Origin of the sequence: Streptomyces rhizosphaerihabitans (assembly GCF_025399795.1) — a bacterium.
GTDB classification, from domain to species: Bacteria; Actinomycetota; Actinomycetes; order Streptomycetales; family Streptomycetaceae; genus Streptomyces; species Streptomyces rhizosphaerihabitans.
Map to the genome: position 1 here is coordinate 1 of NZ_JAODTZ010000075.1, position 13,146 is coordinate 13,146.

Annotated in this window: 10 protein-coding genes; 3 read left to right on the forward strand and 7 right to left on the reverse strand. The window is 70.9% G+C overall.

Annotated features, from left to right (window positions below; translation table 11 throughout):
* Positions 1-326 precede the first annotated feature (326 nt).
* The gene (locus N4G66_RS41145) at positions 327-1,007 is read left to right on the forward strand and encodes a TetR/AcrR family transcriptional regulator (RefSeq protein ID WP_261709428.1); all 681 of its coding nucleotides are present in this window, start codon (positions 327-329) and stop codon (positions 1,005-1,007) included.
* 221 nt (positions 1,008-1,228) lie between these two features.
* Here N4G66_RS41145 and N4G66_RS41150 read toward each other — a convergent pair whose 3' ends face one another.
* Positions 1,229-2,038 (reverse strand): COG4705 family protein, encoded by an 810-nt coding sequence (locus tag N4G66_RS41150; RefSeq protein WP_261709429.1) that lies wholly within the window; start codon positions 2,036-2,038, stop codon positions 1,229-1,231.
* 339 nt (positions 2,039-2,377) lie between these two features.
* Here N4G66_RS41150 and N4G66_RS41155 point away from each other — a divergent pair, with 339 nt between their 5' ends.
* Positions 2,378-2,992, forward strand: a complete 615-nt coding sequence (locus tag N4G66_RS41155) for a hypothetical protein (RefSeq protein WP_261709430.1) — start codon at positions 2,378-2,380, stop codon at positions 2,990-2,992.
* Positions 2,993-3,068: 76 nt separating this feature from the next.
* Here the strand turns inward: N4G66_RS41155 and N4G66_RS41160 are convergent, their stop codons facing one another.
* The 6 genes from N4G66_RS41160 to rhaI form a co-directional block, all read right to left on the reverse strand.
* A complete protein-coding gene (locus N4G66_RS41160; protein WP_261709431.1) occupies positions 3,069-3,749 on the reverse strand; it encodes a LutC/YkgG family protein in 681 nt (226 codons plus the stop codon).
* Positions 3,746-5,224 carry a LutB/LldF family L-lactate oxidation iron-sulfur protein gene (locus N4G66_RS41165; protein WP_261709432.1) on the reverse strand — a complete coding sequence of 493 codons (1,479 nt, stop codon included), beginning with the start codon at positions 5,222-5,224 and terminating at the stop codon, positions 3,746-3,748. Before N4G66_RS41165 ends, N4G66_RS41160 begins: the two co-directional genes overlap by 4 nt.
* Complete coding sequence (locus tag N4G66_RS41170; protein WP_261709433.1) at positions 5,221-6,048, reverse strand: (Fe-S)-binding protein; 828 nt, start codon at positions 6,046-6,048, stop codon at positions 5,221-5,223. Before N4G66_RS41170 ends, N4G66_RS41165 begins: the two co-directional genes overlap by 4 nt.
* A 209-nt stretch (positions 6,049-6,257) precedes the next feature.
* Complete coding sequence (locus tag N4G66_RS41175; protein WP_391858970.1) at positions 6,258-7,727, reverse strand: rhamnulokinase; 1,470 nt, start codon at positions 7,725-7,727, stop codon at positions 6,258-6,260.
* On the reverse strand, positions 7,724-9,763 hold the full coding sequence (locus N4G66_RS41180; RefSeq protein WP_261709435.1) for a bifunctional aldolase/short-chain dehydrogenase: 2,040 nt from the start codon (positions 9,761-9,763) through the stop codon (positions 7,724-7,726). Before N4G66_RS41180 ends, N4G66_RS41175 begins: the two co-directional genes overlap by 4 nt.
* A 308-nt stretch (positions 9,764-10,071) precedes the next feature.
* Positions 10,072-11,232, reverse strand: coding sequence for an L-rhamnose isomerase (gene rhaI, locus N4G66_RS41185; protein ID WP_261709436.1), 1,161 nt, complete (start codon positions 11,230-11,232; stop codon positions 10,072-10,074).
* 391 nt (positions 11,233-11,623) lie between these two features.
* Here rhaI and N4G66_RS41190 point away from each other — a divergent pair, with 391 nt between their 5' ends.
* Complete coding sequence (locus N4G66_RS41190) at positions 11,624-13,141, forward strand: sugar ABC transporter ATP-binding protein (protein WP_261709437.1); 1,518 nt, start codon at positions 11,624-11,626, stop codon at positions 13,139-13,141.
* Positions 13,142-13,146 lie beyond the last annotated feature (5 nt).

Consider the following 13,146-nt stretch of genomic DNA (forward strand, 5'->3'; position numbering starts at 1 on the left):
ATGTCGTTCATGACGCGTGATGTGTCCCGTTCGTCAGAAGGTTTCGAGGGGGACGCGGACGCCCCGGACGTCGCGCAGGGCGTGGGAGACCTCGCCGCCCGTGACGCGCGGTTTCAGCGCTTCACGCATCGGCGGCAGGACGTTGCCGGTGCCGCTCCGTCAGCGCCGAGCCGCCGTAGAGCGGCTGTACTGGCAGGTCGGACTCGGTACGCGCCACGGAACTCACACTGAACCTCCTCGGTACTCGATCTCACTGTGACGGTACGCAGTACCATTCAGGAAGGCAAGTGGCCTCCGAAGGCCGAGACGGGGAAAGATGGGCGATCATGAGCAAGCCATCCGCGCGGTCCCGACTCGCAGACTCCGCCTTCGCGCTCTTCGACGAGCGCGGATACGAGCAGACGACCGTCGACGACATCGCCGAACGCGCCGGACTGGGACGCACGACGTTCTTCCGGCACTACCGGTCCAAGGAAGACGTGATCTTCCCCGACCACGACCGGCTCCTCGACCTGATCAGGGACAGGCTGGCGACCTCGAGTCATCGCACCGCCCTGGTCGCCGTCTCCGACGCGGTCCGCCTGGTTCTGCTGCACTACCTCGACGAAGGCGACCTCGCGCGCCGTCGGTACGCGCTCACCAGCAAGGTGTCCGCGCTCCGCGACCGCGAGATCGCCAGCGTGGCGCGCTACCAGCGACTGTTCCGTGAGTTCATCGCGGACTGGATGGGCGACTCGGCCCAGTCGGCGTCACTCAGAGCCGAGCTCATGTCGGCCGCGGTGGTCGCGGCCCACAACCACGTGCTGCGCCGCTGGCTCCGCGGGGAGACCACGGATGCGGTCGCCGAGGTGGACGAGGCGATGCGTGACGTGCTCGCCCTCTTCCCGGCGGCCGACTCGCCGGCCACCGGAGCCGGTACCACGGTCGTCGCCTTCCGGACCGGTCAGGACATCGACGCCCTGCTTCCCTCGCTGCGGCGACTCGTCGAGGGCGGGACCGAGCACTGAGGGCCGCCCCGCGGTGGGGGACACGCCGAGCCGGCGCGTGCGAGGGGACGCCGCCTCACCGGACCTGCCCCGCTGCGGCTGAAGTCGTGCGGGAGAGTGCGCGAACCGGAACATCCGGTCATGCCAGTGAGCCCGGCCGGCGTTCCGCGGAGAACTTCTCCGCGGAACGCCGGCCGGGCTCGGGCGGCGGTGGAGGCGCGGAGTGAGCCCCGCGCCTTCGATCAGACGGTTTCCGGCGTCCCGGCCGAGTCGTTCTGGACGTCCCGCCGGGACAGGGCCAGATACGCGACGAAGCCGACGATGGCGACGGTCCAGGAAGCGGTGACCGGGCCGAGGCCGAACCCGAGACCACCGCGCGCGTGGCCGAGTGCCATCCAGTCGGCGACCGAGGCGCCGAGCGGGCGCGTGATGACGTACGCGGTCCAGAAGGCGGCGACCGCGTTCAGGGAACCCCAGCGGTGGGCGATGGCCGGGACGGCGATGGCGACGGCGTACAGGACGGCCGAGCCAAGGTAGCCGAGGCCGACGGTGGCGGAGAGGTCGCCGGCGGCGGTGCCGAGCGCGAAGGTGGCGAGAACGGTGGCCCAGTAGAAGATCTCGCGGCGGCGCGTGCGGATGCTGTGGATGGAGAGCGTCCGCTCGCCGGCGTACCAGACGGCGAACACGGCGCCCAGCACGACCAGGAAGAGCGGCGTGGAGATCACGTACGGAACCCCCAGACCGACATGCAGCACATCCGCGGCCATCGTGCCGAACACACTGACCATGACGATCGCGGTCCAGTAGATCCAGGCCACATAACGGCGTACGGCGAACTGGAGCGCCAGCGAGGCCGCGAGAGCCAGCCCGCCGAGCCCCACGGCGGGCACGGGCCCGAACAGGTGAGCCAGGTAGTCGGAGGCCGTCTCTCCCATGCCGGTGGTCAGCACCTTGATGACCCAGAAGTACAACGTGACTTCCGGGACCTTGCTCGCCAGCACGGCGGCAGGCGGGGCGCTTCGAGAGTGACGGGTGAGGTGCTCGGTGCTCATGACCCGCACCATGACACGGCCGACCGGCCCTGCCACAGAGGTCTTTGCCATCGCTTGGACGCTTCTGGAGCAGGACTTGCCAGGACCCGCGACGAGCCTGAACACAACCTGAACGGCCGGGCGGAACGCCTGGTGGGCGCCATGATCCCGGTGATACGAAGGGGGGTCGCGCACGGCTCGCCCGTGGCGGGCGCACTCCCGGGACTCGGGCCGGCCCGTACGTGCCGAGAGTGTCCCCCCGAACCGATCCTGGCAACACCTCTTCGCACCTGCCGACGTCGGCCGGACGTGAGAGAGGGAGGCCGGTGGATTGTCAGTGCCACGCAGTACGTTGCGGGTATGGGTGTCTATCTGGTGAGTGTCGGTGCGCGGGAGTGGTTCGGCGAGGACGAGGACGAAGATCAGGAGGACGAGGACCAGGTCGGATTCGGCGAGCTCGCGTCCGCGCTGAACGCCGAGTTGCTTCGGCGCGGCCTGCCCCCGTACACGTCTCTGCCCGAGGAGACGCCCTTCGTCCGGGGCTCCGGAATGGCGTTCGAGGAGAAGCTGATCCCTCCGATGGACGGCTTTACCGAGCTGTGCCGGGCACATCTGTCGCAGGAGGAGACCGACACGCTGTGCGGCTGGTCGGCGCTCGTGCCCATATCGCTGGACGAGGAGATCTGTCTGCCCGTCGAATTCGGCTACACGGACGAGACGATGGTCGCCGGCGCTCCCCAGGTGCTCGCCATCGTGGAGCGGCTGGCGCGGATCGTCGACCTGCCGCCGGAGATACCGGCGACGTCCGACAACCTGGACCTGACCATGTGGTTCCGGGACGGGCCGGCGAAGGATACGGCCGCCGCACGCCCGGGGCCGTGGGCCGAGGACCTCGACGCGGCGTTCTACGTGGCGCTGTACCTCCGCGCGGCCCAGTTCGTGCTGCGCCGCGGCTCCCCGGTCGTGTACTCCTGACCCGGCAGGGCACCGCGGCTCCAGGGCGCGCCCGGGCCTTCGCTGCTTCCAGTCGATCAGCGTGGGAACCGTCGCGTCACTCCCCACTCACCAGCACCACTTCCAGGGTGCGCGGACCGTGCACCCCCTCGACCCGGTCCAGCTCGATGTCGCTGGTGGCCGAGGGGCCGGAGATCCAGGTCAGCGGGCGTGCCGGATCGAGGCGTTCCAGGGCCTGCGGTACGGAGGCCACCACCTGGTCGGGAACCCGGACGACGCAGATGTGGTGGTCCGGGATCAGGGTGATCCGGCGGCGGCCCTGGTCCGGCCCGCCGTCGAGGACGATCGTGCCGGTCTCGGCGATGGCGACGGCGCAGCCCGTCACCACGCTCGTCACCTTGTCGAGCTCGCGGGGGGTGCTCACGGCACGGTCGTGGACCCGGGTGGGATCCGCCGCCGACATCCACTCGGGCGGGAGCCCCGGCGGCACGAGCACGTACTGGGGCCCGCGTTCGGCGAGCAGCCGCATGATGACGTACGGCAGTTCCTCCTCGGTGCTGCGGTGCACGATCGCCCGGTAGTCCGCCAGGTTCTCCGCGAGCAGATCGACCGTCTCCGCGACACTGCGCGCACCGTGCTCGCGCAGGTAACTCCGGTCGACGGCCTGCTCGTACTGGAGGTCCCTCCCAGGCTGTTCGGGCACTGGAGGGGTGTCGTCCCGGGGGACGTCCGCGAGGGCCCGGCGTACCCGGCCCAGGATCAGATCCCTGCTGTTCACTTCGTCGCGTCCTTTCCGCCCCGTGTCCGCTGCCACCACTCGCGGAACGACTCCGCCGGGACCGTGGGCAGTTCACGGGTCGCGCTCCACGCCCGGCCGGGTCCCGGCAGGGTCCGCGGGTGGAAGCGGCGGGTCCGGGACGCGAGCCGCTGCCCGGCGCCCAGTGCGCCGGGGTGGCTGAACGCCCATCGCGCCGCCCGCATCGCCGCCCGCTCGGCCGCGTGTCCCTTCGCCGGTTTCAGTACGACCGTGTTGCCGTCCCGCGTGGCTCGGCCGCCCTGCGCGATCCGTTCCCGCAGGTGGACGAGGACTTCCGGGATGTCGATGGCGACCGGGCAGACCTCGTAGCAGGCCCCGCACAACGAGGAGGCGAAGGGCAGCGAGGCGTCGATCTCGCTCGCGGTGCCCCGCAGTTGCGGACTGAGGATCGCCCCGATCGGGCCCGGATAGACCGAGCCGTAGGCATGGCCGCCCGCCCGCTCGTACACCGGGCAGACGTTGAGACACGCCGAGCAGCGGATGCAGCGCAGCGCCTGGCGTCCGACCTCGTCGGCGAGCGTGTCGGTGCGGCCGTTGTCCAGCAGGACCAGATGGAAGGTCTGGGGGCCGTCCCCGTCCGTGGTGCCCGTCCACATCGAGGTGTACGGGTTCATGCGCTCGGCCGTCGAGGAGCGGGGCAGGGTCTGCAGGAACACCTCCAGGTCCCGCCAGCTCGGCACGATCTTCTCGATGCCGACGACCGAGATCAGCGTCTCGGGGAGCGTCAGGCACATCCGGCCGTTGCCCTCGGACTCGACGACCACGAGGGTGCCGGTCTCGGCGACCATGAAGTTGGCGCCGGAGATGCCGACCTTGGCGCGCAGGAACTTCTCGCGCAGATGCAGGCGCGCCGCTTCGGCCAGTTCGGCGGGCGTGTCGGTGAGTCCCTCGGGCGCAGGGCGGCCCCACTCGCCCATCTCGCGGACGAAGATGTCCCGGATCTCGCCGCGGTTGCGGTGGATCGCCGGTACGAGGATGTGCGAGGGCCTGTCCTTGCCCAACTGCACGATGAGTTCGGCGAGATCGGTCTCGTACGCGTGGATGCCCGCGGCCTCCAGTGCCTCGTTGAGCCCGATCTCCTGGGTGGCCATCGACTTGACCTTGACGACCTCGCTCTCGCCGGTCATCTTGACCAGGGCCGTGACGATCCGGTTGGCCTCCTCGGCGTCGGCGGCCCAGTGCACGACACCACCGGCCGCGGTCACCGACTCCTCCAACTGCGTGAGATAGCGGTCGAGATGGCGGAGTGTGTGGTCCTTGATCCGCTTGCCCGCCTCGCGCAGCTCGGCCCAGTCGGAGATCTCGCCGACGGCCTTGGCGCGCTTGGCGCGGATGGTGTGGGTGGCGTGGCGCAGATTGCCGCGCAGGGTGGCGTTGTTCACGGCCTCGTGGGCGGCCTTCGGGAAGGCCGGCATACCGACGAACGTTCCGCTCATGCGCTCGGCTCCTCTTCCGCGCCCGCATCCGTGCTCGCATTTGCGCGTGATTCCGCGCCGGCTTCCGTTGCCGCGTCCGCGCCGGCTTCCGTGCTCGCCAGGATCTCCGCGATGTGCACGGGCCGCATCTCCGTCCGGAGGCGGCCCATCGTGCCGCCGATGTGCATCAGACACGAGTTGTCGGCGGCGCACAGCACCTCGGCGCCCGTCGACTCGGCGTTGCGCACCTTGTCGGCACCCATCGCCGCGGAGACATCGGGGTTCTTGACGGCGAAGGTGCCACCGAAGCCGCAGCACTCGTCGGCTCCGGGCAGCTCCCGCAGCTCGAGTCCCCTGACCGCCTGGAGCAGTCGGCGCGGCCGGTCGCCAAGACCCAGGCTGCGCAGGCCGTGACAGGTGGGGTGATAGGTCACCGTGTGCGGGTAGTACGCCCCGACGTCCGTCACGCCGAGGACGTCGACGAGGAACTCGGTGAGCTCGTACGTCTTCGGCACGACCGGCGCCAGCGTCCTGGCCAGGGTGTCGCCGCGCCCCTCCGCGCGCGCCCGTTCACCCATCCGCGGATACAGCTCCCGCACCATCGCCCCGCACGATCCGGACGGCGTCACGATCGCCTCGTACTCCCCGAACACATCGGAGAAATGCCGGGCGAGCGGCTCGGCCTCATGGCGGTAACCGGTGTTGTAGTGCGCCTGCCCGCAACAGGTCTGCCCCATCGGGAAATCGACGTCGACACCCAGCCTGGTCAGCAGTTTCACCACGGCGCGGCCGGTGTCCGGATACAGCGTGTCGTTGACACAGGTCAGGAACAGGGCGACACGCATCGCGGCTCCTCGGTCTCGGTCGTCGGATGGGGGCAGGGTACGGGGCGGGCGGGCACGCGGCCGGTCAGGCAGCGCGCCCGCCGTATCGGCGGCGATTTCACGGCGCGTCTCACGGCGGGTTTCGCGTGGTGCTGCACGGCGCGTCTCACGGAGCGTTTCGCGCGGTGCTGCACGGTGGACGCTTCACGATCCGCCCCGCGACGTGCGCTTCACGGTGCACTGAGCCGCGCCTCGGCCGCCCGCCACGCCGCCGTGTCGCCGCGCGGCTCGTAGCGTCGGAGCGGCTGGGTACGTGCCACCAGTGCGCGCATCTCGGCACGGTCGCCCACCGGTTGACGCGCCCGCGCCTGGACGAGGACATTGCCGAGCGCGGCAGCCTCCGCCGGGCCCGCCACGACCGGCAGCCCGCAGGCGTCGGCGGTGAGCCGGCACAGCAGTTCGTTGCGGGTGCCGCCGCCGACGATGTGCACGACGTCGACCGGATGGCCGGCCAGAACCTGCGCCTGCTCGATCGCCCGGCGGTGCGCGAGCGCGAGGGAGTCGAGGATGCAACGGGTGATCTCGGCGCGGGACTCGGGCACCGGCTGCCCCGAGTTCCGGCAGGCCTCCGCGATCCGCGAGGGCATCCGGCCCGGCGCGAGGAACGCGGGGTCACCCGCGTCCACGACGGAGCGCAGCGGCGCCACCCCGGCTGCGGCCGTGAGGAGTTCCCCCAGATCGGGGTGGCCCCATTCGCGGACGCACTCCTGGAGCAGCCACAGGCCCATGATGTTGCGCAGATAGCGCACCGTGCCGTCCAGGCCCAGTTCGTTGGTGAAGTTGGCGGCCCGGCTCGCCTCGGTGAGGACGGGTGCGTCCAGCTCCAGGCCCGCGAGGGACCAGGTGCCGGTGCAGATGTACGCGAACCGCTCCCCGGTCGCCGGAACGGCGGCCACCGCCGAGGCGGTGTCGTGCGAACCGACCGTCGTCACCGGCACCGGGCCTGTCATCCCGGTCTCCTCCAGCACCCGCGGCAGCAGTGTCCCGGCCGGGTCGCCGGGACGGCGCAGCGGCGCGAACAGCCCGAGGTCGATACCGAGGCGCTCCGCGAGACCGTACGACCAGTCGCGGGTCCTCGGATCTATCAGCTGGGTGGTGGAGGCGTTGGTGAGCTCGGTGCCCGCCTCGCCGGTGAGCCAGTAGGACAGCAGGTCCGGAATGAGCAACAGACGCTCGGCGGAGGCGAGTTGGGCGGAGCCGCGGGCGGCTGCCAACTGGTAGAGCGTGTTGAAGGGCGCGTACTGCAACCCCGTCGCCGCGTACAGCTCGGCGGCGGGCACGCTCGCCCACACCTTCTCCGCGACCCCTTCCGTGCGGGCGTCGCGGTAGTGCACCGGGTTGCCGAGCAGTGCTCCGTCCGCGTCCAGCAGGCCGTAGTCCACCGCCCAGCTGTCGATGCCGACGGAGTCGACCTGCCCGGCCGCGCGGAGCCCGTCGAGGACACCCGCGTACAGCGCCAGGATGTCCCAGCGCAGCCCCTCGGGGACCCGGACCGGCCGGTTCGGGAAGCGGTGCGCCTCGGTCAGGTCGAGCGTGTCGCGGCCGACGCGGCCGACCATGACCCGCCCGCTGGACGCGCCGAGGTCGACCGCGGCGTACGTGTGCGCGGCGCTGGTCTGCGAGGCGTTCATCGACGTCATCGCAGGAACGCGGCGGCCACGCCGGCGTCGACCGGGATGTGCAGCCCCGTGGTGTGCGTCAGGTCCCCGCCCGTCAGCGCGAAGACGGCGCCCGCGACATGCTCCGGGAGCACCTCCCGCTTGAGGATGGTCCGCTGGGCGTAGAACTCGCCGAGCTTCTCCTCCTCGATGCCGTACGTCGCCGCCCGCTGCGCGCCCCAGCCGCCCGCGAAGATGCCCGAGCCGCGTACGACCCCGTCGGGGTTGACGCCGTTGACCCGGATACCGTGCGCGCCCAACTCGGCTGCCAGGAGCCGTACTTGATGGGCCTGGTCGGCCTTGGTCGCGGAGTAGGCGATGTTGTTGGGACCGGCGAAGACCGCGTTCTTGGAGGCGATGTAGACGATGTCACCGCCCAGCTTCTGCGCGATCATCACCCGGGCCGCCTCGCGCGAGACGAGGAAGGAGCCGCGGGCCATGATGTCGTGCTGGAGGTCCCAGTCCTTCGCGGTCGTCTCCAGGAGCGGCTTGGAGATGGAGATGCCCGCGTTGTTGACCACCAGGTCGACACCGCCGAAGGCCAGCACCGCGGCCTTGAAGGCCTCGGCGATCTGCTCCTCGGAGGTGACGTCCACGCCCACGGCGACGGCTTTGTCGGGACCGCCCAGTTCGGCGGCGACCCGCTCGGCGCCCTCGGCGTTCAGGTCGGCGACCACGACACACGCGCCCTCGGCCACCAGCCGCTCGGCGATGGCCCTGCCGATCCCGCTGCCCGCGCCCGTCACCAGGGCGACCCGGGTGGCGAGCGGCTTGGGCTTCGGCATCCGCTGGAGCTTGGCCTCCTCGAGCGCCCAGTACTCGATGCGGAACTTCTCCGACTCCTCGATCGGCGCGTACGTCGACACGGCCTCGGCGCCCCGCATCACGTTGATCGCGTTGACGTAGAACTCGCCCGCCACGCGCGCCGTCTGCTTGTCCTTGCCGAAGGAGAACATGCCGACACCGGGGACCAGCACGATCGCCGGGTCCGCGCCGCGCATGGCGGGGGAGTCGGGCAGCGCGTGCCGCTCGTAGTAGGCGGCGTACTCCAGGCGGTACTCGGCGTGCAGCTCCGCGAGCCGGGTGACCGCTTCGTCGAGGGAGGCGGCCGGCGGGAGGTCGAGCACGAGCGGCCTGACCTTGGTGCGCAGGAAGTGGTCCGGGCACGAGGTTCCGAGGGCCGCGAGCCGTGGGTGCTCGGCGCGGGCGAGGAAGTCGAGCACCTCTTCGGAGTCCGTGAAGTGGCCGACCTGCGGGCGGTCCTGGGAGGCGATGGCCCGGATGTGCGGCGCGAGCGCGGCGGCGCGCTCGCGGCGGCCCTCCGGGGCCGGCGCGTCGTACCCCTCGACGACCGGCCCGAACGGCTCCGCCCTGCCGCGGTCGGCGAGGAAGTCCTCGGCGGTGCGGATGATGTGCAGCGAGTTGCGCTCGCACTCCTCGGCGGTGGAGCCCCACGCGGTGATGCCGTGGCCGCCGAGGACACAGCCGATGGCCTCCGGGTTGGCCTCCTTGACGGCCGCGATGTCCAGTCCCAGCTGGAAACCGGGCCGGCGCCACGGAACCCACACCACGCTCTCGCCGAAGCACTCGGCGGTCAGCTTCTCCCCGTCGGCCGCGCAGGCGAGCGCGATCCCCGAGTCGGGGTGCAGATGGTCGACGTGCGGGGCGTCGACGAGCCCGTGCATCGCCGTGTCGATGGACGGCGCGGCGCCGCCCTTGCCGTGCAGGCAGTAGTCGAACGCGGCGACCATCTCGTCCTCGCGCTCGACGCCCGGGTACACCTCGGTCATCGCCCGGAGCCGGTCGAGACGCAGCACCGCGAGCCCGGCCTCGGTGAGGGTGCCGAGGTCGCCACCGGACCCCTTCACCCACATCAGCTCCACGTCACCGCCGGTCACGGGGTCGGTGTCGGTGCCCTTCGCGGAGGTGTTCCCGCCCGCGTAGTTGGTGTTGCGCGGATCGGCGCCGAGCCGACGCGACCGGGCCAGCAGAGCGGCGGCTTCGGGATGGGGTGCCATGTTCCAGGTCCTTTGAGGAGGGGGAAGAGGTGGTGTGCTGGGAACGAACCCGAGGAGGAGCGCCCCGTCGGGGGCGCGGGGAACTGCGCGGCCCGCCCGGGACGACCCGCAGTCCGCGACCCCCCTCGCGGGGCAGACGCGGTACGGGGTTGGACCCGGGCTTGCCTCGTGGAGGCGGACGCGACACGGAGGGCTGGGCTTCGGCCCCGTCAGGCCCGCGTCTCGTGGCGGAGGGGCGGCACCAGGGCCGGAGCCGGCTCCGCCCACGCCCCTTGGGGACCTTGGGGAGAGAAGGTGCCGGTGAGGGGCTAGGCCCCCCACCCGGCCTGCTGCCCACCCACCCGCTCCGCGGCGATCCGCTCCGCCCACCCGGACCGGTGGTACGCGGCCACCGGGTCGGGGTCGAGCCCCAGCTCCGCACGGACCTCGGCGAGCAGCGGACGTACGTCCGTGTTGTACGCGTCCATGACCACCGCGTTGGCGGCGAGCACGTCCCCGCCCCGCTGGGCCTCGGCGAGCGCGGCCCGGTCGACGAGGAGGGCCTTGGCCGTGGCCTCCTGCACGTTCATCACCGAGCGGATGATCGCGGGGATCTTCGCCTCGATGTTGTGGCACTGGTCGAGCATGAAGGCGACGTCCGGGGTGAAGCCGCCGCCGCGGATCACCTCGTACATGATGCGGAAGAGCTGGAAGGGGTCGGCCGCGCCCACCATCAGGTCGTCGTCGGCGTAGAAGCGGGAGTTGAAGTCGAAGGCGCCGAGCTTGTCCTCGCGCAGCAGCGTGGCGACGATGAACTCGATGTTGGTGCCGGGGGCGTGGTGCCCGGTGTCGACCACGACCTGTGCCTTGGGGCCGAGCTTGAGGCAGTGTGCGTACGCGGTGCCCCAGTCGGGGACGTCCGTCGCGTAGAAGGCGGGCTCGAAGAACTTGTACTCCAGCAGCATCCGCTGGTGGTCGCCGAGCCGCGCGTAGACCTGCGTCAGGGCCTCGGCCAGCCGGTCCTGGCGCTCGCGCAGGTCGTCCTGGCCGGGATAGTTCGTCCCGTCGGCGAACCACAGCTTCAGGTCCTTCGAACCCGTCGCGTCCATGATGTCGACGCATTCGAGCAGGTGGCCGACGGCTTTGCGGCGCACCGCCGCGTCCGGGTGGCAGACGGAACCGAGCCGGTAGTCGTCGTCCTGGAAGGTGTTGGAGTTGATCGCGCCCAGCTTCAGGCCGCGGTCCTCGGCGTGCTTCGCCAGCGCCGCGTAGTCGTCGACCCTGTCCCAGGGGATGTGCAGTGCGACGGTCGGGGCCGCGCCGGTGAACTCGTGCACCTTGGCGGCGTCGTCCAGCTTCTCCTGCGGGGTCCGGGGCACGCCCGGTTGCGCGAACACCTTGAATCGGGTTCCCGAGTTCCCGTACGCCCACGACGGCGTCTCGACGGCCTGGGTCTTGAGCGCGGCCTTCACCGCGGCGAACTCGGTCACTTCGGGACTCCTACGACTTCGAATGGGAACGGCTTCTTCAACGGCTTCCTGAACCGCTTCGCGACGGCCGCGCCGGGTACCTCCCGCGGCAGGTGCCGACGGGCTTCCCAGGGGACTTCCCGAAGGGCTTCCCGCGGTCCTGCTCGCAGGGCTTCCTGAACACAGCGTCTGAAACGATTCAGAAGGTGAAGTTATGAGCCCCCCGAAGGGCTGTCAACCCCTCCGGCGTGGACCGTTCGCCGTGACCCTGTTGTGACACACGGCCGTCGAAGAATTTCGACACGAACCCATTGACGGGACCTGGGTGACCTGCCTAACGTCCCGGCAACCCAATTGAAACCTTTCACGACGCTGTGGGGGCCGTCCCGCCGACGTCGTCGAGGAGCCCCTCATGACCCACCCGTCCGACACGGGGCCGACCCCGGTGCTGGCGCTGAAGGACCTTTCGAAGTCCTTCGGTGCCGTACGCGCCCTGCGGGACGTGTCCCTGGAACTGTTCCCCGGCGAGGTGCACGCGCTCGCCGGAGAGAACGGCGCGGGCAAGTCGACCCTCATCAAGACGCTCGCCGGCGTGCACCGACCGGACGCCGGCCAGGTGTTGCTGGACGGCGAACCCACCGTCTTCCACAGCCCCGCCGACGCCCGCGACGCGGGCATCGCGGTGATCTACCAGGAGCCCACGCTCTTCCCCGACCTCTCGATCGCCGAGAACATCTTCATGGGCCGTCAGCCCCGGCGGGCGCTCGGCCGCATCGACCACAAGGCGACCCACGCGGCGACCGCCACCCTGATGAAGCGCCTCGGTGTCGAGCTCGACCCCGAACGCCCGGCGCGCGGTCTGTCCATCGCCGACCAGCAGATCGTCGAGATCGCCAAGGCGCTCTCCTTCGACGCCCGCGTCCTGATCATGGACGAGCCGACCGCGGCCCTCACCGGCAGCGAGGTGGCCCGCCTGTTCGGTGTGGTCCGCACCCTGCGCGAGCAGGGCTCGGCGGTGCTGTTCATCTCGCACCGGCTGGAGGAGATCTTCCAGATCTGCGGGCGCGTCACGACCCTGCGCGACGGCGCCCTGATATCCAGCGAGCCGCTGGAGGGCATGACCGAGGACGACCTGGTGCGCCGGATGGTCGGCCGCGACCTCGACGAGCTCTACCCCAAGCAGGACGTCGAGGCGGGCGAAGTCGCCCTGAGCGTCCGCCGATTGACCCGGGAGGGCGTCTTCACCGATGTCTCCTTCGACGTGCGTCGCGGCGAGATCGTCGGACTCGCGGGGCTCGTCGGCGCCGGCCGCACGGAGGTCGCGCGGTCCGTGTTCGGCGTGGACCGCTGGGACGCCGGAGAGGTGGAGGTCGACGGCCACGCGCTGACGAACGGTGCCCCCTCCACCGCCATGGCCGCCGGGCTCGCCCTCGTCCCCGAGGACCGCCGTGCCCAGGGCCTGGTGATGGACATGTCCATCGAGCGCAACATCGGCCTGACCGGGCTGCGTACGACGGTCAGGGCGGGCCTGATGGACCGCGGGGCCGAGCGCAGCCGCTCCCTCGACTGGGCGGTCAAGCTCCAGGTGAAGTACGCCCGGATCGCCGACACCGTCTCCACGCTCTCCGGAGGCAACCAGCAGAAGGTCGTCCTCGCCAAATGGCTGGCCACCGGCCCCAAGGTGCTGATCGTCGACGAGCCCACCCGCGGCATCGACGTCGGCACCAAGGCCGAAGTGCACCGGCTGCTCAGCGAGTTGGCCGCCGACGGGGTCGCCGTCCTGATGATCTCCTCCGATCTGCCCGAGATCCTCGGCATGGCCGACCGCGTCCTCGTCATGCACGAGGGCCGGCTCACCGCCGAGATCCCACGTTCCGAAGCCACCGAGGAATCCGTGATGGCCGCCGCCACCGGGAGGGCCGCCGCATGACAGCC

Coding starts and splice junctions, on each gene's coding strand:
- N4G66_RS41145 (WP_261709428.1), top strand. CDS start 327: ATGAGCAAGCCATCCGCGCGGTCCCGACTCGCAGACTCCGCCTTCGCG.
- N4G66_RS41150 (WP_261709429.1), bottom strand. CDS start 2,038: ATGAGCACCGAGCACCTCACCCGTCACTCTCGAAGCGCCCCGCCTGCC.
- N4G66_RS41155 (WP_261709430.1), top strand. CDS start 2,378: ATGGGTGTCTATCTGGTGAGTGTCGGTGCGCGGGAGTGGTTCGGCGAG.
- N4G66_RS41165 (WP_261709432.1), bottom strand. CDS start 5,224: ATGAGCGGAACGTTCGTCGGTATGCCGGCCTTCCCGAAGGCCGCCCAC.
- N4G66_RS41170 (WP_261709433.1), bottom strand. CDS start 6,048: ATGCGTGTCGCCCTGTTCCTGACCTGTGTCAACGACACGCTGTATCCG.
- N4G66_RS41175 (WP_391858970.1), bottom strand. CDS start 7,727: ATGACGTCGATGAACGCCTCGCAGACCAGCGCCGCGCACACGTACGCC.
- N4G66_RS41180 (WP_261709435.1), bottom strand. CDS start 9,763: ATGGCACCCCATCCCGAAGCCGCCGCTCTGCTGGCCCGGTCGCGTCGG.
- N4G66_RS41190 (WP_261709437.1), top strand. CDS start 11,624: ATGACCCACCCGTCCGACACGGGGCCGACCCCGGTGCTGGCGCTGAAG.